Genomic DNA, 26769 nt, shown 5'->3' with positions numbered 1-26769 from the left:
CATGATATTTCGTTTATATATAATCATAAATTGTCATGTTTTCATATGTCGCTTTTTCTAAGTTACCTACTGTAACGCCCACCAATCTAATTGGTGTTTCTGAATCTTTTAGTTCAGTATATAAACTATAAGCAATGTTATAAATATCCGTCTCATTTCTAATCGGATCTCTCAAACTTCTTTGTTTTGACAAAGTTTCAAATTTAAAAGTTTTAATTTTAACAGTGACAGTTTTGCCAGATTTTTGAATTCTGGCTAAGCGTTCAGCTGTTTTATGACTTAACTCCCAAATTTTTTGAAGAATTTGATCATCATCATTAACATCTGTTGCAAAGGTGCGTTCTGTGCCAACTGACTTTCTAATTCTTGTGGCTTTTACTTCATTATTATCTATACCTCTCGCCTTATTGTACAATCCATAACCGCGTTTTCCAAAAAGACGAATTAATTCACGCTCACTTTGGTTATATAAATCTTGGCCATTATAAATTTTATGCTCATGCATTTTTTCTTTAGAAGCTTTACCTACTCCTGGAAAATCACCAATATCTAAGCCCATTAATATTTCATGTACATTTTTATAATCAATAATAGTTAGACCGTTAGGCTTATTCATACCGCTCGCTAATTTTGCTAAAAATTTATTATAAGAGACACCCGCAGAGGACGTTAATTGGGTAGCTTCGTAAATATCTCTACGAATATATTGCGCAATCATAGACGCTGGTAAATCAGGACGGACTAAATGCGTAATGTCTAAATATGCTTCATCCAATGACAATGGTTCAACGATTTCAGTGTAACTTTTAAAAATATTCATAATTGTGTTTGAGGCTTCCTTATAAGCTTCAAATCTAGGAGATACATAAAAACCATTCGGACATAATTTATGTGCTTGTGCGGTGGGCATTGCAGAATGAACACCATATTTTCTTGCTTCATAAGAAGCTGTTGACACCACGCCTCTACCACTCGCTTTTCCACCGACGATAACTGGTTTCCCTTTTAAACTTGGATTATCCCTTATTTCTACTTGAGCAAAGAAATAATCCATATCTATATGAATGATTCTTCTTTCTGTCAATGCACACACCTCCCTTTTTAAACTTATATAATTATATTATTGATATTTATCTTACAATCTAAATGATTTTGTTACATAATATATGCTCATGATAGTAAAACAAACAAAAAAGAGTTAGCTATCCGCTTCTTAAATACGATATCATCTATAATGATAATTATGTATTTAGCAGTATTACTAACTCAGATTAATTAATTATTATGGTTTTGGTTCAGTTTGCAATTCAATTGAAGGGTTTTTTGTATAATATTTAATACCATCCTCAGTATCTTCTATGACTTCCACTTTCTCATTTAACACACCTGAAAGTAAATACAAATCCACAACACAATATCCAATATGAAAACTTGTAATAAATATGATAGATGAGTAAGGCGTAATAAAAAATATGATAAATAAAATGGGTGATATAATAATTAAAGGGGCTAACATAATTAAGCTATATTGCCATTTTTTGAAATAAACTTGTGGCATATGTGACTTTATCAAACCATATTTAACTCTATAAATAGGTTTTCGACCTTTTGATAAGATGCGAAACATTAAGTTATGAATCAATTCATGTAAGAAATAAACAATAGTAAAACCTAAAATACCATACAATAAATTAAATAAGATATTTTGCTCTATAACCGAAGCAAATAAATAAGCAAATTTATATGATAACAATATACTGATCATTACTATTGTTAATTGGAATAGTAAGAATCCTTCTAATAACTTTTTATTAGAAAACAACTCAATTTTAAACATTAGCAACCCTCCAAATGCTTTGTTATTACCTAGAGTATACAATGATTTTAATCACTTAGAAAGAGCTATTGAACAAAGTTAATGACTTGTAATTGAATTTTAACAAATCTTCTTACATTGAAATAAACTGCAACACTGAGCAAACAATAAGTTAATTAACTTTACACAATGTTTATTAAATCATGCTTATCTATTAACCTACGTTTTATATACGATTAAATTGAGCAACCGTTTCAACATGTGTTGTATGAGGAAACATATCTACTGGTGTAATCTTCGTTAGTTTGTAATGTTGTGCTAAATATTGCGCATCACGTTGTTGTGTTGAAGGATTACATGAAATATAGACAATTTTTCTTGGGTTTAATTCTAATAATGTTTTTAAAAATGTTTCGTCACAGCCTTTTCTAGGCGGATCAACCATCACTACATCTGGTTTAATTCCTTGTGATTTCCATTTTAATATAACCTCTTCTGCCTTACCACAGACAAAAGTAGTATTTTCAAATTGGTTTATAGTCGCATTTTGTTTAGCATCTTCAATGGCTTCTGACACAACTTCTACGCCATAAACATGTTTCGCTTTTGGTGCCATATATAAACCTATCGTTCCGATACCACAGTAAGTATCCAAGACAACATCATCCTGCTTTAAGTTTGCGTATTCAATCGCAAGTTGATACAATTTTTCAGTTTGTATCGAATTAATTTGATAAAAAGATTGATCACTTATTTTGAAGGTAACGTCTGATAATTTATCATTGATTGTTGTCTTACCATATAAAGTATTAGATTCCGCTCCTAATATTACATTTGAATGTGTATTATTGACATTATGCTTTATACTTGTAATTTCAGGAAATGCTTTAACTAATTTTTGCACAAGTAAATCACTCTGTTTAAATTTCTTGCCATTGGTCACAAATATCACCATTAACTCTCTTGTATGGTGTCCAGTACGAATGACAACGTGCCTCATAAGCCCTTGTTTTTTATGTTCATTATAAACGCTAATATTCAATTCGTTAAACCAAACTTTAAGTTGATTCATAACTTCTTGATGCAATTGGTCTTGAATTAAACAACTTTCCATATCTATAATATCGTGACTTCTTTGTCTATAAAAACCTGAGATAATCTCTCCGTCTTTATTCTTTCCAACAGGTATTTGTGATTTATTTCGATAATACCAAGGATTTTCCATACCAACTGTGTCATTAATAATCGTATCTTTAAAATCTGCTTTTCGATGAAACAAATTAATTACTTGTTCTTTTTTCATATTCAATTGAGCTTGGTATGTCATATGTTGTAATTGACAGCCTCCGCATTTGTAATAATATACACATGGTGGCTCAACACGTTCTTTACTTTGTTCTTTAATTTCTATTAATTTACCTATTGCAAAATTCTTTTTTACTTTAATCACTTTAAATTTAATCGTTTCATCTATTAAAGTATTAGGAATAAACACAGGATACCGATCTAACTTTACAACGCCGTGTCCTTCATGTGTTAAATCAATTACGTGTCCTTCTAAGATTTCATTTTTTTGTAATATGCTCATATTATCACCCCATATAAAAGAGGTTAGGCTATTTGTATCTTTACCTAACCTCGTTGTCTATTAACGTTTTTGAAGATTCATTTTAACTCATTTATTTAAACTAGTTCACGATTACGATTTATTTTAATATTATATTTGTTATTGCTCAACTAGTTCCTCATTTTTAATGTCACTTGGTGTATAAACTTCAATATGCTGTTTTAAATTCAAGAAATTTCCGGGCAATTTACCACCATATTCACCGTCCACATTTAATTGCATATCTATAAATGAAGAGATATTGATTGATTTTGCTTTTTTATAATGCACTTTAGGATGTTTAATATGCTCACCTCTTGAAGCAAGGGTCATAATATGCCCTAACTCTGCTAAATTCGCTTTTTCCACTATAATCAAGGTGAAATAACCATCATCTAATTTGGCATCAGGCACTAATTTTTCAAATCCTGCCATAGAGTTGGTCAAACCTAATAAAAATAAGAGCGCCTCTCCCTGAAAAACCTCATCATCATATTCGATACGTATGTCAACAGCTTTCATCTGAGGTAACATTTCAAATCCTTTAATATAATATGCAAAAGGACCAACAATTGATTTCAATCTACTTGGTGTTTCATAAGATACCTGTGTTAATTGTCCCCCTGCAGCTAAATTAATAAAATATCTACTATTCATTTTTCCAATATCAACGCGCGTTGAATGGCCTTCTATAATCACATCAATCGCACTCATAATATCATTGGGTAAATGCAATGCACGCCCAAAATCATTTACAGTTCCCATTGGGATGATTCCAATTTTAGGTCTATTTGGATGTTCTGCTATACCATTGATGACTTCATTGAGCGTCCCATCGCCCCCTGCAGCTATTAAAACATCATAGTCTTGAGTTAAACAACGTTTAGCTTCAGTTGTTGCATCACCAATTTTTTCAGTTGCATAGGCACTCGTTTCAAAACCGGCCTTTTCTAATTTTATTAACACATCTGGCAATGTTCGTTTAAACAATTCTTTACCAGATGTTGGGTTATAAATGATTCTAGCTCGTTTTCTCATATTTTATCCCTCAACTTTTTATACTCAGTATATATATTAAATGATTTAGTTAAATGATAAAAGCATTTAGGCTATTTTCAAAAAGAAAATATAATATACTACTTAATATTAAAGAAATTGAAACTTCCATTCCTATTATCAAAACATGGCACTATCCATAATTTAAATTAGCGCTCTTATATTTTAAATTTAAGATTTTGACTGTGAATAATGCTTGCCTGATATATCGTTCGTTCTTATAATATTTCACACATATTATTTCATTGAATTCAGCAATTTATAAAATTACATTAAAAAGTAGTAGTTCAATGTGCGCTTAAAGTTTTATAAAAAAACGTCAATTCCTATTTTGTTATAGAAATTGACGTTTAATACTTTATCCAAGCTGTTTATTTCTCGGTTACTCATTAATTAGATTATAACTGTTCAAAATGCAAATGATTTTGTTATCTTTTATCTAATTCTTGTTTTAATAGTTGATTCACTAATTGTGGGTTAGCTTGACCTTTTGAAGCTTTCATAATTTGACCAACTAAGAAGCCCATTGCTTTACCCTTACCATTTTGATAGTCTTCAACTGATTGTGGATTATTGTCTAATGCTTCATTTACAAATTTAAGAAGTGTCGCTTCGTCAGAGATTTGAACTAAACCTTTATCTTCCATAATTTGTTTTGCATCTCCACCATTTTCAGCTAGTTCTGGGAAAACTTTTTTAGCGATTTTACTGCTCATTGTGCCATCTTCAATTAATTTAATCATACCAGCAAGATTTTGTGGTGTGAGTTTTGTATCTAATAATTCTATTTGATGTTTATTCAAGTACTCGTTAACGCCACCCATTAACCAGTTGGAAGTTAATTTTACATCAGCACCTTCTGCTACGGCACCTTCAAAGAAATCAGACATTTCTTTTGTTAATGTAATCACGTGTGCATCATATGCTGGTAAACCAAATTGATTCACGTATTTTTCTTTTCTTTCATCTGGTAATTCAGGAATTGTTTGACGTACGCGTTCTTTCCATTCATCGTCAACATATAAAGGTACGATATCTGGTTCTGGGAAGTAACGGTAATCGTCTGATCCTTCTTTCACACGCATAAGAATTGTTTTACCCGTAGATTCATCAAATCGTCTTGTTTCTTGTAAGATTTCTCCACCATTCAACAATTCTTCTTCTTGACGTTTTTCTTCATATTCTAACCCTTTACGTACATAAGTAAATGAGTTTAGATTTTTCAGTTCTGCTTTTGTTCCGAACTCTGCTTGACCATATGGACGTAATGAAATATTGGCATCACAACGCAGTGAACCTTCTTCCATTTTACAATCTGAAACACCAGTATATTGAATAATTGAACGTAATTTTTCTAAGTATGCATATGCTTCTTGTGGTGAACGAATATCTGGCTCAGACACAATTTCAATCAATGGTGTACCTTGTCTATTTAAGTCAACTAATGAATAACCATCTTTATGTGTTGATTTACCAGCATCTTCTTCCATGTGTAAGCGTGTGATACCTATGCGTTTTGTTTCACCATCTACTTCAATATCAATATAACCATTTTCACCTATTGGCTGATCAAATTGTGAAATTTGATATGCTTTAGGATTATCTGGATAGAAATAGTTTTTTCGATCAAATTTTGATTCTGTTGCAATATCCATATTTAATGCCATTGACGCTCTCATCGCCCAATCAACGGCACGTCTGTTGACAACTGGTAGTACTCCAGGGTAAGCCAAATCAATTACGTTTGTGTTTGAGTTAGGTTTCGCTCCAAAATGTGCTGGCGATGGAGAAAACATTTTAGATTCTGTTTTTAACTCAACATGGACCTCTAGTCCAATAACTGTTTCAAAATGCATGATTTCCACTCCTTATAAATTTTCGTATTCATTATGCAAATTAAATTTTGATTCATATTGGAAAGCGACACGATATAATGTTTTCTCATCAAAAGGTTTACCAATAAATTGCAAACCAATTGGACGTCCATTCGCTTTACCACAAGGAATAGATATACCTGGCAAGCCAGCTAAGTTAACTGGTGTTGTTAGTAAGTCATTCGCATACATTGTAAGTGGATCATCGATTTCTTCACCTATATTAAATGCAGTTGTTGGTGTTGTTGGCCCAACTACAACATCATAGTTATCAAAAATACGATCAAAATCGTTTTTTATTAATGTTCTAACTTTTTGTGATTTCTTATAGAACGCATCATAGTATCCTGAACTTAGTGCAAATGTGCCAAGGAAAATACGACGCTTAACCTCTTCACCAAATCCTTCACTTCTTGACATTTTATATAATTCTTCTAGTGAATTTGCTTCTGGAGAATGATAACCGTATCTGATACCATCAAAACGTGATAAGTTTGAGGATGCTTCAGATGATGCGATTACATAATAAGAAGGAATGCCATATTTCGTATTCGGTAATGAAACTTCTTCTACTGTAGCACCTAGTTCTTTCAATGTTTCAACAGCTTTTTTTACAGATGCTTTCACTTCATCAGATATACCTTCACCGAGATATTCTTTTGGTAATGCCACTTTAAGGCCTTGAATATCTTTACCAATATCAGATGTAAAATCTGCATCTTCTACAGGTGCACTCGTACTGTCATTTTCATCTAAACCAGTAATTGCTTCTAATACTAAAGCATTGTCCTTAACATTGCGCGTTAACGGCCCAATTTGGTCTAATGAAGACGCAAATGCTACTAAACCAAAACGTGATACACGACCATAAGTTGGTTTTAAACCTACAATACCGCAATAAGCTGCAGGTTGACGAATTGAGCCACCAGTATCTGAACCTAAACTAAAAGGTACTAATCCCGCTGCAACAGCTGCTGCTGAACCACCAGATGAACCACCAGGAACAGCCGTGTGATCAAATGGATTTAACGTTTTCTTGAAATAAGAAGTTTCTGTAGAACCTCCCATTGCAAATTCATCCATGTTTAGTTTTCCAATTAAAATAGCTTGTTCATTGCGTAATTTATTCATTACTGTAGATTCATAAATAGGTACAAATCCTTCTAGCATTTTACTAGCGCAAGTTGTTTCTACACCTTCAGTAATAATATTGTCTTTAATTCCCATTGGAATACCAAATAGTTTGCCTTCCATTTGGTCTTTGGCTTGTAACTCATCTAATTCTTGTGCTTTTTTAATAGCATTGTCTTTATCTAATGCAAGAAATGAATTAATTGTTGGATCAGTTTCTTCAATTGCATCATAGATATCGTTCACTATTTGTGAAGGTTTAATTTCTTTATTTTTTATTAATGTAATTAAATTTTCCACAGATTCATAACGGATGGTCATCTTAAGCGTCCTCCTCATTCATGATAGATGGTACCTTGAACTGTCCATCTTCCGTCTCTTTAGCATTTTTTAATGCAAGCTCTTGAGGAATGCCCTCGATTGCTTTATCTTCTCTTAACACGTTTTGTAAATCTAATACGTGATAAGTTGGCTCAATTGAGCTAGTGTCTGCTGTATCTATATGATTAGCAAAATTTAAAATACTTTCTAATGTATCTTGCATTTCAATTGTTTCTTCTTCAGATATTTGAAGTCTAGCTAAATTAGCAATATGCTCTACCTCTTCACGTGTAACTTTAGCCATTAAATAAAAGCCTCCTTTTTACTCATTCATTATAAAATTGTATCAAAATTTCAAACAAAAATCTAAACTTTTCAACAATAACAATAAATAACCATATTTTAATTAAGTTCCGTTTGGTAAAACATTTGTAATTATGTAACTTAAATATGTTTCAAAAACAATATATACACTTTTTATAGTATTAATAACAATTATTGCATAATAAATCATAAATTTTATAAAGTGCGTAATATCATTCTATGTTTTGTAAGCACTTTCATTTTTGTCATTGAGCTAAATATTTCAAAAAAATAAAAATAAATCTACTCTATTTATAAATTACATTGTATAATAATTCATGTAACACAATTTAATATTCTGGGGATAAGGGAGTTGAAGTATTATGTTTATTCTAGGTACATCTTTAGCTAATCAAGTTCACGTTACTTGGCAAACGTATATTATGATTATCATTTATTTTATCATTTTATTAGTTATTGGCTATTATGGTTACAAACAATCAACAGGTAATTTAAGTGAATTTATGCTGGGAGGTAGAAGTATTGGCCCTTACGTAACTGCCTTATCAGCAGGTGCATCCGATATGAGTGGATGGATGATTATGGGTCTCCCTGGATCTGTGTATAGCACTGGTTTATCAGCAATGTGGATTACAATCGGTTTATCACTCGGCGCTTATATTAACTATTTTGTAGTTGCACCTCGACTCCGCATTTATACTGAAATTGCAGGAGACGCTATCACCTTGCCAGACTTTTTTAAAAATCGACTCAATGACCGTAAAAATTACATAAAAATAATTTCAGGTCTAATTATTGTTGTTTTTTTCACTTTATATACACATTCTGGGTTTGTATCTGGTGGAAAATTATTTGAAAGTGCTTTTGGTTTAAACTATCATTGGGGACTTATCATAGTTGCAGCAATAGTAATTTTTTATACGTTCTTTGGTGGGTATTTAGCTGTATCCATTACGGATTTCTTCCAAGGTGTAATTATGTTAATCGCAATGGTAATGGTTCCTATTGTTGCACTTATAAAACTCAACGGTTTGGATACTTTTAGCGAAGTAGCAGCTATGAAACCTACCAATATGGATTTGTTTAAAGGGACAACGTTTTTAGGTATTATTTCATTATTTGCCTGGGGATTGGGGTATTTTGGTCAACCACATATTATTGTTCGGTTTATGTCCATTAAAACACATAAACTTTTACCAAAAGCAAGACGTTTAGGTATTAGCTGGATGGTTATTGGTCTCTTAGGCGCAGTTGCTGTAGGCCTAACAGGTATCGCATTTATACCTCAATATCACATTAAAATGGAAGATCCAGAGACACTCTTTATCATTATGAGTCAAATTTTATTCCACCCTCTTGTAGGCGGTTTCTTGTTGGCAGCTATCTTGGCAGCTATTATGAGCACAATTTCATCTCAGTTATTAGTGACTTCTAGTTCATTAACTGAAGATTTTTATAAACTTATTCGTGGTGAAGCGAAAGCAAAAACTCACGAAAAAGAGTTTGTAATGATTGGACGACTATCTGTTTTACTAGTTGCAATTATTGCAATTTGGATTGCATGGTCACCAAATGATACAATTTTAAACCTTGTCGGTAATGCTTGGGCAGGATTTGGCGCAGCGTTCAGCCCGTTAGTGATTTTCTCACTATACTGGAAAGGGTTGTCTCACGCTGGCGCGCTGAGTGGTATGATTACAGGAGCTTTAGTCGTTATTGTGTGGATTGCTTGGGTTAAACCGCTAGCATCAGTAAATGAAATATTTGGTATGTATGAAATAATACCTGGTTTTCTAGCAAGTGTGATAGTTACTTATCTAGTAAGTAAAATTACTAAAAAACCTGGTGAATTTGTAGAGCACGATTTAAATAAAGTTAAAGAAATGGTTAAAGAATAATCGAATCGCAACGCTCTCACTATAAATTGATACTAAAAAGCCACTCTTGTAACACATAACGTGATTACATAGAGTGGCTTTTATCGAGAAAACGTATACTAATTATTGTTTTTATAAATATGAACTTGTGGATCTTTGTCATCTTCAGTTTTACTGATTAAAGCTTTTGCTTTGTTACCATCTTTTATGCGAATTTCATATTCGTCAATATCATCAAAGTATTTCTCTGCTTGTTCAGTGATGTATTGTGTGATACCAATTGTTTCTGCTTCACCATAATAATCAATCGGTACATCAACTGTTAATTGTTTTGCTTTTTTATTATCGAATTTAACTGTACCCACTGCTTGAGTAAAGTTGTTAAAATACGTCTGTAAATTATCATTAAATTGCTTAAAATTATTATTTAAATTTTCATCAATTTCGCCTGCTTCATCAGAAGGTAACAATGCTGTAGTTTGATTTATATCTTTCCATTCATTAATACGCGTCTTGCCATCTTCAACTGTCGTACCAGCAATAAATTCACCTGGAACAATTGAATTTTCACCAGTTTGTTTATAAATTGCAAAGTGTATTGGTATGTCTTTCAAATCTTTATTTTCTCTGACTCTCGACAAAATTTCTCCTGCCATTTGCTTACCTTGTTTTTTAATTTCTTTGTCATCTAATTTTTTACTATAGGTTTCGCCATCTTTTTCTTTTTGATAGTAATATGTACTATTCATAGCTAGTCCGATAGTCATACCTTTAATTTCCTTACCTTTAGTATCACCACTAGCATAAAAATCTTGTTCTAAAATATTTGAAAGATACGCAGGTGATTCTTCAGCAATTTTTTCTGGATCTGTTTCTCCATTATGAGATGGATTTAGACCTAAATTCTCATTCGCTTTCTTTTCTTTTCGTTCATCTTCATCCATCTCATCTACTTCAGATTTAGTATATTTTGGATCTAAATAAGCATTAATCGTATCTTTATCTAAGTACTGACCATCTTGATATAAATAATCGTCAGTTGGAAAAACTTGTTTACTCAATTCTAAGAGGCCGTTTTCGAAATCTTCCCCATTATAACTATTTGCCATGTTATCTTGTAATAAACCACGTGCTTGGCTTTCTTTAAATGGTAAAATCGTTCTATAATTATTACCTTGAACATGTTTATCAGTAGCGATTTCTTTTACTGAACCGGATTTTTCTTGCTGTTTATTGTCATCAGGTTGTTCTTTACTTTTTTCATTATCATCATTTCCACATGCTGATAATAGAAAAATTGCTGAGATGAATAGTATAATCGTTCTTTTCATGCATTATCTCCTCTATCCCTCTATTTCTTTTTGTTTCTGGACAAAGTCATCCTCCGTCCAAACTTCTGTGCCAAATTTTTCGGCTTTTGTAAGTTTTGAACCAGCGTCTTCTCCAGCAATTACTAGATCTGTCTTTTTAGTAACACTATTTGTAACTTTAGCACCTTGCAATTCTAACCATTTTGAAGCTTCATTTCTTGTCATTTGATATAACTTACCAGTTAATACAATGGTCTTATTAATAAATTCTGGATGATCTTCTAACTCAGTTGTTTTGACACCTTTGTAAGTCATATTAACATGTTTTTCCTTTAATTTATTAATAAGCGCACGGATATCTTCATTTTCTAAATAAGTGACTAATGATTGTGCTAATTTTTGACCAACATCATAAATTTCAATTAATGATTCTTCAGTAACATCAAATAAATGATCCATCGTTCCATATTTTTCAGCAATGACTTGGCTCGCTTTGACCCCCAGGTGTCTGATTCCTAAACCAAATAGTAAATGTTCCAATGAGTTTGTTTTAGAATGTTCAATCGCATTTAATAGATTGTTGACTTTCTTCTCACCCATTCTCTCTAATGGTAGCAAATCGTCTTTAGTTAAGTAAAATATATCAGCAACATCTTTTATTTTTTCATTTTCATAAAGTTGTTGAATAATTTTAGTACCTAAACCATCTATATTCATTGCTTGTCGTGATACAAAATGAATCATACCTTCAACGAGTTGTGCTTGGCATTTTGGATTGATGCATCTTAATGCTACTTCCCCTTCTATTCTAACTAGTTCATGATCACAACTAGGACAATGTGTTGGCATGTGATAAACTTCAGCATTTTCCGGTCGACGATCTAAAACGCTTTTTATAACTTCTGGTATGATATCGCCAGCCTTTTTAATTACTACACTATCGCCAATTCGGATATCCTTTTCATGAATTAAATCTTCATTATGTAAAGAAGCTCTAGAAACTGTCGTTCCCGCTACTTTTACTGGTTCAAGTATGGCCGTAGGTGTAACGACACCTGTTCTACCAATACTAAGTTCAATATCTAATAAACCTGTCATGACTTCTTCAGCAGGGAACTTATATGCAATTGCCCAACGCGGAGATTTTTGTGTATAGCCAAGCTCATCTTGTTGATCTAAATCATTCACTTTAATAACAATGCCATCAATATCATATGGCAACTGTTCCCGCGCTTCCGTCCATTTTTCAATATAGTCGAATACTTCTTCTATAGTTTGAGCACGTTCTCGTTCTTTATTTGTTTTAAAACCTAATTTATCTAATTCATCTAAAGCTTCACTTTGTGTATGAGCATTAAATTGTGTAAAGTCATTCACACTATATAGGAAAACACTTAGTTTTCTCTTTGCTGCAAGTTTGGAATCTAATTGGCGCAGTGAACCAGCAGCTGCATTTCTTGGATTAGCAAATGGTTGTTCGTCATTTTGTGCTTTGGCTTCGTTTAAATCAAAGAATGATTTTCTAGGCATATATGCTTCACCGCGAACTTCAAATGTTCTTGCTTCATTAATCTTTAATGGTATCGCATGTATCGTTCTTAAGTTTTCGGTAATATCTTCGCCTGTAGTACCATCACCACGTGTCAAACCTTGTACGAACCTACCATTTTCGTACTTGAGAGACACAGCCAAACCATCTATTTTCAACTCGCACATATATTCAACTTGATCAATTTGCTCACGTATACGTTGATCAAATTTTCTTAAATCTTCTTCATTAAAAGCATTTCCTAAACTCAGCATCGGTGTATCATGATTTACCTTTTCAAACGTTGATTGAGCTGAGCCACCTACCCTTACTGTAGGTGAATCAACTGTTTGATACTCTGGATAGTTTGCCTCAATATCTATCAATTCGTGCAAAAGTTTATCATATTCACTATCTGGTACTGAAGGATTATCTTGTACATAATATTCATAGCTATATTGATTTAGCAATTGATGTAATGCATCGACACGCGATTGTAAGTCAGCCACGCTTTATTCCCCTTTCTTTTCAATAGGTGCAAATTGAGCAAGCAAACGTTTAGGTCCTTCAGATTTAAAGATAATATCTAGTTCAACTGAACCATTTTTTTCATTAACATTGCTCACCATGCCTTCACCCCATGATTTATGAATAACTTTGTCACCAACATGCCAATTCGTTGATTGTTGTGCTTTTTTAGAAGAAGTAACACGTTTACTATAACCTCTTTTTTCAGGTTGTTTGGTTGCAGATTTAAATCGATTTCCTTGTGCCGTAGCTCGTGCTTTATTTTCGTTTTCTAATAAATCTTCAGGTATTTCTTTCAAGAACCTTGAAGCCATATTGGACTGTGGTCTTCCAAAAAGCATTCTTGAAGTTGCATGCGTTAAATATAACGTTTCTTCAGCACGTGTAATCGCAACATAACAAATTCTTCTTTCTTCTTGCATTTCATGATCATCATCACTTTTTATTGCTCTTATATGTGGGAATAATGATTCTTCCATCCCCATTATAAATACAATAGGAAACTCTAGTCCTTTTGCTGAGTGCATTGTCATCAACGTTATACCATCATCTATTTGCGCTTCATCTATATCTGCAACTAAAGATAAGTCTGTTAAAAAGTTGATTAATGACTGTTCTTCTAATGGGGTATTCTCTTCGTAATCTTTAGGCACTGACATAAATTCATCTATATTTTCTAATCTACTTCTTGATTCTAATGTTTGTTCTCGTTCCAACATCTCACGATAACCTGATTTAACTAATACCTCTTCAACAATTTCAGTAATCTCTAAAAATTCCTGTTGTTTAATTAAGTTCTGTATCATGTCATAAAAAGTAATACATGCTTGCGTAACTTTTTTAGATAAGCCTATAAAATCCACTTCTGCTAGCGCGTCAAACATACTTATATCGTTTTGAGCAGCATAGGCCTGAATTTTATCTACTGTCGAAGGTCCAACACCGCGTTTTGGCACATTTATTACACGGCGTAAACTTATATCATCATTACTATTGGCTATTATTCTCAAATAACTAAGTAGGTCTTTAATTTCTTTTCGGTCATAGAATTTTTGACCACCGACCATTGTGTAAGGCATATTAGATTTCATAAATGTCTCTTCTAACACACGAGATTGTGCATTAGTACGATACAAGATAGCCATATCTTTGAATTTTTTTCCGTTGCGTTGTCGTTTCATAATTTCTTTGACTACATATTCAGCTTCATCTCGCTCGGTAGTAGCTTCGTAGTAGTGAATTTTATCTCCGGATGTATTACCTGTCCATAATCCTTTAGGTTTACGCTCTGAATTATTTTTGATTACTTCATTAGCTGCATTTAATATATTTTTAGTTGAACGATAATTTTGTTCTAAAAATATCGTTTTAGCTTCAGGATAATCTTCTTCAAAGGAAAGTATGTTCTGAATATCAGCGCCACGCCAACCATAAATAGATTGATCAGAATCTCCAACTACGCATAAGTTTTTAAATTTAGACGCTAAAAGATTAACTAATGTATATTGTGCTTTGTTTGTGTCTTGGTACTCGTCGACGTGTATGTATTGGAATTTATTTTGATAAAATTCTAATACATCTGGCACACGTTCAAATAATCGAATTGTAACCATGATTAAATCATCAAAATCCAATGCTTCGTTTCTTGATAACTGTCTTTGATATCCTTTATATACTGTAGCAATCATTTGCTCATGATAAGTATCAGCTTCTTTTTGAGCATCTTCTGGCGTTTTCAATTCGTTTTTTAAATTACTTATAGCACCTATAAACATTCTCGGTTCGAACTTTTTACTATCTATATTTTCATTCTTCAATACATCTTTGATAACTGATTTTTGATCGGTTGGGTCAATAATAGTAAAATTACGTTCAATACCAATTCTATCTGCATCTCTTCTCAGTATTCTTACACACATTGAGTGGAACGTTGACATCCATATAACTTGAGCTGGTTCACCGACTAAAGCTTCCACACGTGCTTTCATTTCTTTTGCTGCCTTGTTTGTAAAAGTAATCGCTAGAATGTTGTATGGAGATACGTCTTTTTCATCAAGCAAGTAAGCTATACGATGAGTTAAAACACGTGTTTTGCCTGAACCTGCACCCGCCATAATAAGTAATGGCCCTTCTGTAGTGCGTACTGCTAAGCTTTGTTCATCATTCATCTTATTTACTAATGCATTCATTTATGTGACTCCTTTATCTTAACTGTTTTTAATGCGCTTTTAATATCTTTATAAACGATATCACCAACGATAATCGTATCAGCAATCGAAGCCATTTCTTCAGCTTCTTCTTGATTACTAATGCCACCACCATAAAATAGTTGTGTATCACTTAACATATTTGCAGCTGTCTTAACCTTTTCAACATCTCCATATGTACCACTATATTCAAGGTACATGACTGGTAATTTATACATTTCATTAACCATTTGAGCATATGCTTCAATATCTTCATCTGTTAAATTTGTTTCAGCTTGTGTAACTTGTGCTACTTTGCTTTCAGGATTCATGACAACATATCCTTCAAAAACAACCTCTTCAAAATCAATGACGTGTCCAAAAGATTTCAATGCTTCTAAAAGTATGCCGTTATGATATTTTACATTTGTACTATTCAATACAGTCGGTACGAAATAAAAGTCAAATCCAGGCATAACACTTTCTATATTGGAAATTTCAAAAACTAGAGGTAAAGGATATCTCCTCACCCTACTCATCAATTGAATAACATTATCTTCAGTAACATCATCTGTTCCACCGATCATAATTGCATCGGTTTGAGACATACATATTGCATCTAAATCTTCATCAGAAATAGACTTGGCAGGATCTAATTTGAAAATATGTTTCCACTTTTTAATGTCATACATGATATGTTACTCCTTTTTTTAGCATACTTTTGATTATATCATTTTTAACCACTGAGTTCTAAAACGATATAGGATTTTATAATGTATTTTAACATGACAAATAAATCATAAGTTAATCATGTTTCTCGCTAAATATATTCAAAAAAATTTAAAGCCTTATTTCTATTTTATCAATACACTTTAAATTAACAACAAAAAAACTGTCAGCAAAGAAGGTTTCTTTGCTAACAGCTTTTCAAATGAAATCATTAAAATTACACTTCGCTATAGTATATAGAATTGTTAATTAATCGGTCGTTTCAATATTCATGCGGTCTAGAATCATTGTGTAAGCATCATTTCCCCATTGTAAAGATCTTTTAACACGAGAAATTGTTGCAGTTGAAGCACCGGACTCTTGTTCAATCGTCGCATAAGTATAACCTTGCTTAATCATTTTTGCGACTTGCAATCGTTGAGATAACGATTGGATTTCATTAACTGTACATAAATCGTCAAAGAATTGGTAACATTCTTCTCTGTTTTCTAATGTAAGAATTGCATCAAATAATTCATCTAATGCTTTTCCTCTTAATTTTTCTATTTGCATTAAAAACAACCCCTGTACTTTCATTTTAATCTTAATTCAACGTGCTAATACATTAAAGTGTAACGATTTCATCAGTAAATTTCAATTATTCTAATCCTGCACGGCTAAAAATCGTATCAACTTGGTTTAAATGATGTTTTGGATTAAAGCATTCGTCTAATTCTTCAGTGCTTAATAAATCTGTAATAGTTGTATCTTGTTCAATTAACGTTCTAAACGGTGTTTTTGTTTCCCAAGATGTCATCGCTTTTGGCTGTACTTTATCGTATGCCGCTTCGCGTGCTAAACCTTTATTTATCAGCGCTAGTAATACGCGTTGTGAATAAATAAGACCAAATGTTTTATCGATATTTGCTAACATATTATCTTCAAATACAGTAAGTCTTTCTACAATATTTGTAAATCTGTTTAATCCGTAATCTAAAGCTATCGTTACATCTGGTAGCATGATTCTTTCTGCAGATGAATGCGAAATATCTCTCTCATGCCATAAAGCTACATTTTCATATGCTGTCGTAATATATCCTCTGATAACTCGCGCAATACCAGTGATATTTTCTGAACCAATTGGATTACGTTTATGTGGCATTGCTGACGAACCTTTTTGACCTTTAGCAAAAGCTTCTTCTACTTCTCTTGTTTCAGTTTTTTGTAAATTACGTATTTCCACTGCAAATTTTTCCATAGAAGTGCTAATCAACGCTAAAGTAGCTATATAATATGCATGACGATCACGTTGTAATGTCTGAGTAGAAACAGCTGCTGCATCCAAACCTAAATTTTCACAAACATGCGCTTCAATTTCGGGTGGGATGTTCGCAAAGGTACCTACTGCACCACTCATTTTACCGACTTCTATTTCTTTTCTCACACGTTTAAAACGCTCTAAATTACGTTTCATTTCTGTATACCATAATGCCATCTTAACACCAAATGTTGTAGGTTCCGCATGTACACCGTGTGTGCGCCCCATCATTAAAGTATACTTATAATTTTTAGCTTTTTGGGCTAAAACATCAATAAATCTTTCTAAATCTTTTTCAATAATATCGTTTGCTTGTTTAATAACATAACTTAATGCAGTGTCAACTACATCAGTTGATGTTAAGCCGTAGTGAACCCATTTACGCTCTTCACCTAATGTCTCTGATACTTGTCTTGTAAATGCAACGACATCGTGTCGTGTTTCTTCTTCAATTTCTTTTGCTCGGTTAACATCAACCTTTGCATTCTGGCGAATTTTCAATACATCTTCAGCAGGTATATCACCTAATTTACTCCAAGCTTCACATGCCAGTATTTCTACTTCTAACCAAGCTTCATAGCGATTTTGATCCGTCCAAATATTAGACATTTCTTCTCTAGAATAACGTTCTATCATTGAAATAAGCTCCTATCTTGCGTAAGTTTTAGTCCACAAACTCCAAAAACATGTACATTCATTCAAAAAATACGGTTAAAGTTCGTGTTTAATCTTGTCATTATTAGTTTAACAGAATTGACCATAAATGTATAAGTCTTTTCTATCTTCTTACAGAAATTTTAACACGTTTTATCAAAAGGCGTGCAGAAAAACCTTATTCTACTCAAAAAATTTATCAATCTATATCAAAATGGAACAACATGATTAAAAAATCGTTGACCTGAGATTTTTTATCTCTGTCAACGATTACACTTATATATCTAGCACTAATTCATATCTGATTTCTTAGCTATTTTGGAACAATTATTCTATTAATTTACCAACAAATTGAATTTCTTGTCTATATACTTCGTATTCACCATCTTTATTTTCTTTATAAATCGGCTTTTCAAAGCGTTTAATAGGCATATATCCAGCATCTCGCATACGTTGCAAACAATCTTGTACCGTTTCGTTTTCTTCTACTTTAAACTTTTGCTGCTTTTTCATATACTTTCCACTTTATCTGGATCATATTGTTTAAGTTTCTTACTGCGCACACCTTTAACCCAAAAACCACCGTGAATTGTTCTTGGTTCGTATGCAATGATAAACGCTTTTTCATCAATTTGCTTAATTGTTTCTATTAATTTTAATTCAAAGCGTCTTGGTGTTAATATTTGTAAAATTAACCTCGTACCATCTCTACCATAAGCAGTATTATGCGTAACGCCATAACCTAAATCTCTTAATTGCTTTGGTAAATCTAATTCATATTCAGATGAAGTAACATTCACAACTGTATAGCCAAGTGCTAATTTCTCTTCAATTTTCATGCCTACAATAATACCGATTGAAAATCCAAAAGCATATGCAAAGACATTTTGAATTTGGTCTAAACTAGACATCACCATTCCCAAACCAATTACATATACTAAAACCTCTAAGAAACTTACAACTGCTGCAACATAACGATAACCCTTGAGTGTTAATATCGTTCTCATTGTCAAACAAGTTACGTAAGCAACATTAATAATAAAAATAGCTAAAACCATTAACCATGGATTAGATGTGATTACTGACATGTTCATTTTCCTTTCTTTCTCATTAAATCCAAATTATTTTATCAGTAACTTATTATTTTGTCACTAAAATCATTCGAAATCTGTTTGATTCTTTGGCCATGTATATCTTGTGTAAGCTAATTCTCTTTTATGTGCATTTTTAATATAATGATTTTCTATGATAGCTTTTGCTTCTTTTGGCACTTGTTTACCTTCTAAATAATCATCTATTTGAGCATAACTAACACCAAGTGCTTCTTCGTCTGGTAGCTGTGGTTTATCTTCTTCTAAGTCAGCCGTTGGTATTTTTTCATATAAATGTGCTGGTGCATCTAAATACGCTAAGATTTGTCGTCCTTGACGTTTATCCAGACCAAATAACGGGGCAATATCCGCTGCACCATCACCATATTTTGTAAAAAATCCTGTTAAGTTTTCCGCTGAGTGATCGGTTCCCACTACGATACCTTGCTTATTTGATGCAATCGAAAATTGTACTTTCATACGCTCACGTGCTTTTTCATTCCCTTTTTGGAAATCAGTCAGCGTAATTCCAGCTTCTTTTAACGATTGTACACTTTGATCTACAGCAGATTTAATGTTAACCGTAATTGTTTGATCTGGTTGTATAAACTTCAAAGCATCTTCAACTTCATCTGCATCTTTTTGTTCGCCATATGGTAGTTTAACCGCAATAAATTGACAATCAATATCCTTTTCCTTTAATTCATTTACTGCAATTTGACACAGCTTACCAGCTAAAGTCGAATCTTGTCCTCCTGAAATGCCTAAAACCAAGGATTTGATAAATGAATGAGATTGGATGTAATTTTTTATAAATTGAACAATATTACGTGTTTCTAATTTGCTATCAATGTTGGGTTTGACTTTCATTTCTCTAACGATAATATCTTGAATTTCATTCATTTTCTTCTTCCATCTCCTTCACATGTTCTGCCACTTCAAATATACGTTTGTGTTTATTTTCCCAACATTCTGTACTTAAATCAACCGGATACTCTTGTGGATTAAGGTGACGTTTGTTTTCATCCCATAAATATGAAAGACTTTCCGTCAAATAGTTTTGCGCTTCCTTTTCGCTCGGTAAATCATAAACGAGTTCACCAGCTTTAAAAATATCATGATGTAATGGTTTAGCTATAAAAGACTTTATAAATTTCATCTTATACGTATGAACAGGATGGAATAATTTAAGTGGCGACTCATCATAAGGATCTTCATGCGCTAACGTTATGTAGTCGCCCTCAGCTTTGTTGGTTTTCTTATTAATAATGCGATACACATTTTTCTTACCTGGTGTTGTTACTTTTTCTGCATTGTTAGATAACTTTATTCGGTCTACATAATTCCCTGAAGCATCTTCAACTGCCACAAGTTTATATACAGCACCTAAGGCTGGCTGGTCGTAACCAGTAATTAATTTAGTACCAACTCCCCATGAATCGACCTTTGCACCTTGCGATTTCAAACTTGTAATTGTTTGCTCATCTAAGTCATTTGATGCAATAATTTTAGTCTTAGTGAACCCAGCCTCATCTAACATGCGACGTGCTTCTTTTGATAAATAAGCAATATCACCAGAATCTAAACGTATACCAATAAAGTTAATTTCATCACCAAGTTCTTTAGCCACTTTAATCGCTGTTGGCACACCAGATTTCAAGGTATGAAAAGTATCAACTAAGAACACGCAATCTTTATGACGTTCTGCATATTTTTTAAATGCAATATATTCATCACCATATGTTTGAACCATTGCATGCGCATGTGTCCCTGATACTGGTATACCAAAAAGTTTTCCTGCACGCACATTACTAGTTGAATCAAATCCACCAATATATGCTGCTCTTGCACCCCACAAAGCAGCATCCGCTTCTTGTGCACGTCTTGTTCCAAATTCCATTAATGTGTCATTGGGCGCTACTTGTTTTATTCTACTTGCTTTCGTAGTAATTAACGTGTGAAAATTCACGATATTTAACAACATCGTTTCAATTAATTGCGCTTGGATGAGTGGTGCTTCAACTCTTAATAAAGGTTCATTACCAAAGCATAATTCTCCTTCTTGCATAGAACGAATATTACCAGTAAATTTCATATCTTTTAAATATTCCAAAAAGTCTTCTTGATAACCAATAGATTTTAAATATTTAATATCCGATTCTGAAAAATGAAAGTTATTAATATAAGCTATAACTCTTTTTAATCCATTAAACACTGCATAACCACTGTTGAAGGGCATATTTCTAAAATATAAATCAAATACAGCGTATCTCTCATGAATACCATCATTCCAATAACTCTCCGCCATATTTATTTGATATAAATCATTATGTAATACTAAAGTATCATCCTCAAATTGGTACACCGCTATCTCTCCTATCGGCTTTTTCATTAGTTTAACACAAAAAATTAAACGTTTATATCTGAAACAAATTTATCTATATTACTTCAATTATAACTCAGCACATTATTAAATATAATTTTGTTATTTATTAATTATTTAGTTAGTAGTAAATTCAAAATAGTAGCGACAAAATCATGACAATTACACAGTTAAGCATTAAAAATAGAAAAAATACCGTATAATATGTGCGAGGTGTTTTATATGTTAAATGAAGCTAAATCATTTATTCAAACAATGTATAAAGAATTAAATTATAATGAAAATATTATATTAAAACGACTAAATCAGATAGAAACACAAATCAACTTAACAGGTACGTATGAACATACTAATGAAGAACTTGTATATGGTGCTAAGATGGCATGGAGAAATTCAAATCGTTGTATAGGTCGTGCATTCTGGGATGCTTTAACTGTCAAAGATGCAAGACATATTCAGTCAGAACACGAATTTATAGACGCAATAGAAAATCATATTCAATTTGCAACAAATGATGGAAAAATCAAACCATGTATCACTATTTTTGCCGCTCAAAACCCACCAAAAATATTTAATAATCAACTCATCAGATATGCTGGGTATGAAGATGTTGGCGACCCTGCTGAAATAAAAATCACTCAATTAGCAGAACATTTAGGGTGGACAAGCAATCATACTGATTTTGATATTTTACCTTTAATTTATAAAATTCCTGGGGAAACATTAAAATTTCATAATTATCAACCTGAATTAATTAAGGAAGTACCCATTACACATGACCGTTTTCCAAAATTAGCAAAGCTTGGATTAAAATGGTATGCCGTACCAATTATATCTAGCATGGACTTGAAAATTGGTGGAATCACATATCCAACCGCACCATTCAATGGTTGGTATATGGTAAATGAAATTGCTGTGCGTAATTTTACGGATTCATATCGCTATAATTTACTAGAAACCGTTGCAGAAGCTTTTGAATTTGATACACTAAAGAATAATTCTTTTAATAAAGATAGAACATTAGTTGAATTGAATTATGCAGTATATCATTCATTTAAAAATGAGGGCGTGTCAATGGTTGATCATTTAACCGCGTCAAAACAATTTGAAAGATTTGAAAAAAATGAACGCAAGAATGGAAGAGATGTAACTGGTAAATGGTCTTGGTTAGCACCCTCTTTATCTCCAACGCTAGTATCTAATTACCATCATGGATATAAAAACGAGATGAGAGAACCAAATTTCTATTATAAAAAGCAATCATCTGCTTCTGGGTGTCCTTTCCATTAATTTTTAAAATTAACACATATATTTAAGGGGTAACGTCAAATGAAATTATATTATTTAGGTCCAAAAGGAACATTTTCATATTTAGCGGCAAAACAATATCAATCAGAGTCTGAGTTTGACTATATATCTAAATCTAATTTGTATGAAGTAGTTACTGCTGTCTCAGAAGATGATCAAAGCATTGCTGTTGTGCCTATCGAAAATTCAATAGAAGGTACAATCAATATTGTTGCCGATGCCTTAACTCAACAGAACATTTATGCTCAGGGAGAAATTCATTTAGATATACAATTTGCTTTATATGGCCCTGAAAATGCTACAGTAAATGATATATCAAAAGTTTATTCAATAAGCCCAGCAATTAGTCAAACGAGTAAATATATACAACAGCATAACTTCACATATGATTATGTAGATAGCACAATACAAAGTTTAGAAAAAATAACTAACCAAGTTGGCGCAATCGCACCTTTAGGTAGCGGGGAAACTTATGGTTTCCAACCTATAGAACAAAACATTCAAGATTTCCCTCACAATGTTACTCGTTTTTTAGTCGTAAGTAACCAGCCGCAACATTTGGACAATGCAAGCGATACAATGTTACTCATCACACCGCAATTTGATAAACCAGGTTTACTAGCAAGTATTCTAAATACCTTTGTACTTTTTAACATCAACTTATCTTGGATTGAGTCTAGACCTTTAAAAACACAATTAGGTATGTATCACTTTTTCGTCCAAGCAGACACTGGATTGACGGAAGAATTATCTAAAGTCATTAAAATCTTGAACACTTTAGATTTTCAAGTTACAGTCATTGGGTCTTTCAATAAGTTAAATCACGATTAATTAATAAAGTAAAACTTACTGAAATTCCAACTCGAAAACTTATCATTTTATATATTTCAATAATAGAGCCTGAGACATTTTATATGCCTCAGGCTCTATGACGCTTTTAGTTATTTTAATGGTAAAGGCTTGGTAACATCTATACCTAATACTGGTGGTACTAAGAAATAAACCACTAACACAATAACAATAATACTCAACATATTGACCCAAAATCCAACTGATGCCATTTTTTTAATACTAATTTTTCCAGTACCAAATACAATAGCATTTGGCGGTGTACCAACCGGTAACATATAAGCACAATTGGCAGCCATAGCAGCCGGCACCATAAGTAGTAGTGGATGTACATTAACTGCAACAGAAAGTGTAGCAAGAATAGGTAAAATCATAGTCGCAGTAGCTGTATTCGAAGTTATTTCTGTTAAGAATAACACAAATATTGTAATGACAAGGACGATAATTAATGGACTGACACCTTCGATTAACTTTAATTGTTCCCCTAGCCATGTGGCTAAACCGCTCTCTGAAATACCTTTAGCAAGTGCTAAACCTCCACCAAACAAAATGAGCACGCCCCATGGCAAGTCCTTGGCAACATTCCAATCAATAATACGTGTATGTTGCGCTTTATTTTTAGCTGGAATTAAGAATAATAATACAGCTATAAACATTGCAATCGTACCGTCGGCAACTTCTGAGGTGAACGACCAATTTTTCAATAAGAATTCTCTACTAATCCATAATAAACTTGCCAATATAAAAATTACTTGTACTACTTTTTCTTCATATTTCATCTTGCCTAATTCATCTAATTTTTTTCTAATTAAATTTTGACCGCCTGGCAGTTCCTTCATATCATGTTTAAATGCAACATAACGCAAATATAACCATACTAAAATCAATAGCACAATGACCGTTGGCACGCCAACAACCATCCATTTGGCAAAGCTGATTTCTTCACCAAATGCTGATTGATATTGCCCTTTTAGAATAATAAGTGGTGGCGTTCCAATCAAAGTTCCTAATCCACCAATTGTTCCTGCATATCCGATAGCTAATACTAATGATTGTTCAAATTTATTGATGCTTGTAGCATTCATTTCTTCCCCTTTTAAATCATTTGCTTCTTTAATAATTGCTAAACCTATCGGTATCATAATCATCACAGCTGCAGTGTTCGAAACAAACATAGATAAAAACCCTGTCGCAATCATAAAACCTAATAAAATTTTTCCAGTACTTGTACCTAAAATACTGATAATTGTTAATGCTACACGTGTATGTAAATTCCATCTTTCCATAGCTATAGCTAGTATGAATCCACCTAAAAATAGGAAGATAATATCATTACCATACTGAGCAGATACTTCTTCCGGGCTAAGTACATGACCAATAGGCAATAAAATTAATGGTAATAAACTAGTTGCTGCAATTGGTATTGCTTCAGTAATCCACCAAATAGCTATCCAAATTGTAATTGCTAACACAAAAACACCTTTATAAGATAAATTTTCAGGTTGAAAAGTTAACAATGTCAAAATAAATAATAGTGGCCCTAAAATCAATCCTGTCAGCTGTCCTGCATTATAAGATTTATTTTTTTCAGAAAAAAATGTTAAATAATGTGAACGTCTAAATTCCCCTTTGTTCATGTTATTCATAATGTTCCCCCCGATTTTAGTTGTTTTCTGAATTTTCTTACATTATTACTCTTTAAGATAATATAATTTCAATTAAATTACAATATGTTTTATATTGTGTTTTAATTCAGAACTACTAAAATAAAGAATCATTATTTTATGTTTATTTTTTTAATGTTTATATTTTTTTCATCTGATAGATACAAATTTTCTATATCTTTTAAATAAAGTCTTTGATGTTTATTATCAAAATAATTCTGTGCAATAAATATATTCTTGTGTTTTACGTTATGGTAACTTTGCACTCGAATTGCATCTTTAGACATATGACCAATAAAATGATTCTGGTAAATATATAAATTACTTCCAGATTGAGTTGTTCTTACCTTACCGGTAAGGTCTTGCGCATTTTTACCATCTTTCACTGCTAAAAACCGAATACCGCCCCCACAATTTTTGAATATATTATCGTGAATAAAAGTATCTTTTGATTTTAAAGGTGTCAGTGCATATTGATTTATTCCTTCAAACGTATTAAAACGAATATGTATGTTTTCATAAAATTGATTAAATCTACTCGCGTGAGATCCTATCGCTCTATTCCACGCGCCCATTGTAGGTGTTTTCGAATTTCCAAAATAACAATTTTCAATCACTACATTTTTAGTTATCGTACCATCCGTTGCACCGAATTTTGGAAATGCGCCTTTTACTTGTATATCAATTTGTACCGCTTCTGAAAACAATCTTTCCCCTTTGTCATCTTTAAATCCTAAAAATTGGCAGCCATTGATATATAATCCATTGATGCCACATGCATCTATGGCATGACCTCCAACAACATCTTTAAATGTTACGTCTAAAATTTGAATATTTTGAGCATGACCCATGCACATTGCTGTATTGTTATACGGATAGTCATAACCATTCATATCCAGTGTGCCACCAGCAATACAGATTGCACCATTACCTTCGTATCCATAATAAGATTTCAACCATCTACCGTTTTTTAATAAAGTATCTTTACCTACTCTTTTTAATACTGCTTCATCATCCAATATCAAAGTAGTTGAGTCATATATTACCAACGGCCTATGAATATGATACTCTCCTTTAGGAATATAAATTGTTGTGTTTTTGTGATTTCTAGCATATTTCAATGCTTTTTGAATCGCACGTGTATCTGCCCATTTATGCTTACCTTTTAATCCAAACTGCATTGCGTTAATGATCATTAGCAACTCTTCCTCCTTACTTAATACTTTATAATAAACTA

22 protein-coding genes are annotated in these 26769 nt (G+C 32.5%); 3 read left to right on the top strand and 19 right to left on the bottom strand.

Translation table 11 applies throughout. The features are described 5' to 3' along the window. Positions 1 to 13: 13 nt before the first annotated feature. The 7 genes from dinB to gatC all read right to left on the bottom strand — a co-directional run bounded on the left by dinB (position 14) and on the right by gatC (position 8108). A complete protein-coding gene (gene dinB, locus KA926_RS09155; RefSeq protein ID WP_064264263.1) occupies positions 14 to 1084 on the bottom strand; it encodes a DNA polymerase IV in 1071 nt (356 codons plus the stop codon). A gap of 198 nt (positions 1085 to 1282) precedes the next feature. Then, entirely contained in the window at positions 1283 to 1837 is a 555-nt protein-coding gene (locus KA926_RS09150; RefSeq protein ID WP_119535562.1) for a DUF3267 domain-containing protein, read from the bottom strand. 205 nt (positions 1838 to 2042) lie between these two features. Continuing rightward, positions 2043 to 3404: a 23S rRNA (uracil(1939)-C(5))-methyltransferase RlmD gene (gene rlmD, locus KA926_RS09145; RefSeq protein ID WP_119535561.1), complete on the bottom strand. Its 1362-nt coding sequence runs from the start codon at positions 3402 to 3404 to the stop codon at positions 2043 to 2045. A gap of 138 nt (positions 3405 to 3542) precedes the next feature. Next, positions 3543 to 4460 carry a diacylglycerol kinase gene (locus KA926_RS09140; RefSeq protein ID WP_064264257.1) on the bottom strand — a complete coding sequence of 306 codons (918 nt, stop codon included), beginning with the start codon at positions 4458 to 4460 and terminating at the stop codon, positions 3543 to 3545. A gap of 446 nt (positions 4461 to 4906) precedes the next feature. Beyond that, a complete protein-coding gene (gene gatB / locus KA926_RS09135; RefSeq protein ID WP_064264255.1) occupies positions 4907 to 6334 on the bottom strand; it encodes an Asp-tRNA(Asn)/Glu-tRNA(Gln) amidotransferase subunit GatB in 1428 nt (475 codons plus the stop codon). A gap of 12 nt (positions 6335 to 6346) precedes the next feature. After that, entirely contained in the window at positions 6347 to 7804 is a 1458-nt protein-coding gene (gene gatA, locus KA926_RS09130; protein WP_064264252.1) for an Asp-tRNA(Asn)/Glu-tRNA(Gln) amidotransferase subunit GatA, read from the bottom strand. Position 7805: 1 nt separating this feature from the next. Next, a complete protein-coding gene (gene gatC / locus KA926_RS09125; protein WP_019469599.1) occupies positions 7806 to 8108 on the bottom strand; it encodes an Asp-tRNA(Asn)/Glu-tRNA(Gln) amidotransferase subunit GatC in 303 nt (100 codons plus the stop codon). Positions 8109 to 8490: 382 nt separating this feature from the next. Between gatC and putP the strand changes: the two genes are divergently transcribed. Then, positions 8491 to 10026, top strand: coding sequence for a sodium/proline symporter PutP (gene putP / locus KA926_RS09120; protein ID WP_064264250.1), 1536 nt, complete (start codon positions 8491 to 8493; stop codon positions 10024 to 10026). Between the two features lie 98 nt (positions 10027 to 10124). Here putP and KA926_RS09115 read toward each other — a convergent pair whose 3' ends face one another. The 10 genes from KA926_RS09115 to KA926_RS09070 form a co-directional block, all read right to left on the bottom strand. Beyond that, positions 10125 to 11336, bottom strand: coding sequence for a CamS family sex pheromone protein (locus tag KA926_RS09115; RefSeq protein WP_064264248.1), 1212 nt, complete (start codon positions 11334 to 11336; stop codon positions 10125 to 10127). Positions 11337 to 11348: 12 nt separating this feature from the next. Further along, complete coding sequence (ligA, locus tag KA926_RS09110) at positions 11349 to 13352, bottom strand: NAD-dependent DNA ligase LigA (protein WP_210144167.1); 2004 nt, start codon at positions 13350 to 13352, stop codon at positions 11349 to 11351. 3 nt (positions 13353 to 13355) lie between these two features. Next, positions 13356 to 15560: a DNA helicase PcrA gene (pcrA, locus tag KA926_RS09105; protein WP_210144165.1), complete on the bottom strand. Its 2205-nt coding sequence runs from the start codon at positions 15558 to 15560 to the stop codon at positions 13356 to 13358. After that, positions 15557 to 16249, bottom strand: coding sequence for a heptaprenylglyceryl phosphate synthase (gene pcrB, locus KA926_RS09100; RefSeq protein ID WP_064264242.1), 693 nt, complete (start codon positions 16247 to 16249; stop codon positions 15557 to 15559). Before pcrB ends, pcrA begins: the two co-directional genes overlap by 4 nt. 286 nt (positions 16250 to 16535) lie before the next feature. Beyond that, on the bottom strand, positions 16536 to 16838 hold the full coding sequence (locus KA926_RS09095) for a YerC/YecD family TrpR-related protein (protein ID WP_019469593.1): 303 nt from the start codon (positions 16836 to 16838) through the stop codon (positions 16536 to 16538). Between the two features lie 85 nt (positions 16839 to 16923). Continuing rightward, positions 16924 to 18219: an adenylosuccinate lyase gene (gene purB / locus KA926_RS09090; RefSeq protein ID WP_064264238.1), complete on the bottom strand. Its 1296-nt coding sequence runs from the start codon at positions 18217 to 18219 to the stop codon at positions 16924 to 16926. Between the two features lie 345 nt (positions 18220 to 18564). Continuing rightward, positions 18565 to 18750, bottom strand: a complete 186-nt coding sequence (locus KA926_RS09085) for an NETI motif-containing protein (protein WP_064264236.1) — start codon at positions 18748 to 18750, stop codon at positions 18565 to 18567. Beyond that, positions 18747 to 19325: a DUF2179 domain-containing protein gene (locus tag KA926_RS09080; RefSeq protein ID WP_019469590.1), complete on the bottom strand. Its 579-nt coding sequence runs from the start codon at positions 19323 to 19325 to the stop codon at positions 18747 to 18749. The genes KA926_RS09085 and KA926_RS09080 overlap by 4 nt, the downstream gene beginning before the upstream one ends. A 69-nt stretch (positions 19326 to 19394) precedes the next feature. Then, complete coding sequence (gene nadE, locus KA926_RS09075; RefSeq protein WP_119535558.1) at positions 19395 to 20231, bottom strand: ammonia-dependent NAD(+) synthetase; 837 nt, start codon at positions 20229 to 20231, stop codon at positions 19395 to 19397. Further along, positions 20224 to 21693: a nicotinate phosphoribosyltransferase gene (locus tag KA926_RS09070; protein ID WP_107385058.1), complete on the bottom strand. Its 1470-nt coding sequence runs from the start codon at positions 21691 to 21693 to the stop codon at positions 20224 to 20226. The genes nadE and KA926_RS09070 overlap by 8 nt, the downstream gene beginning before the upstream one ends. A gap of 240 nt (positions 21694 to 21933) precedes the next feature. Between KA926_RS09070 and KA926_RS09065 the strand changes: the two genes are divergently transcribed. Then, on the top strand, positions 21934 to 23001 hold the full coding sequence (locus KA926_RS09065) for a nitric oxide synthase oxygenase (RefSeq protein ID WP_107385059.1): 1068 nt from the start codon (positions 21934 to 21936) through the stop codon (positions 22999 to 23001). A 39-nt stretch (positions 23002 to 23040) separates the two neighbouring features. Then, positions 23041 to 23850, top strand: a complete 810-nt coding sequence (locus tag KA926_RS09060; RefSeq protein WP_040029803.1) for a prephenate dehydratase — start codon at positions 23041 to 23043, stop codon at positions 23848 to 23850. A 110-nt stretch (positions 23851 to 23960) separates the two neighbouring features. On the opposite strand, the gene KA926_RS09055 is transcribed toward KA926_RS09060, so the two are convergent. Together KA926_RS09055 and KA926_RS09050 are read right to left on the bottom strand one after the other, a co-directional pair. After that, positions 23961 to 25514, bottom strand: a complete 1554-nt coding sequence (locus KA926_RS09055) for an SLC13 family permease (RefSeq protein WP_107386327.1) — start codon at positions 25512 to 25514, stop codon at positions 23961 to 23963. A gap of 131 nt (positions 25515 to 25645) precedes the next feature. Next, entirely contained in the window at positions 25646 to 26728 is a 1083-nt protein-coding gene (locus KA926_RS09050; protein WP_107505232.1) for a glycosyl hydrolase family 28-related protein, read from the bottom strand. Positions 26729 to 26769: the final 41 nt, after the last annotated feature.

The sequence above is a fragment of the Staphylococcus sp. GDY8P94P genome (assembly GCF_017892255.1).
Classification (GTDB): Bacteria; Bacillota; Bacilli; order Staphylococcales; family Staphylococcaceae; genus Staphylococcus; species Staphylococcus cohnii.
This window is presented reverse-complemented; position numbering and strand designations above follow the sequence as displayed.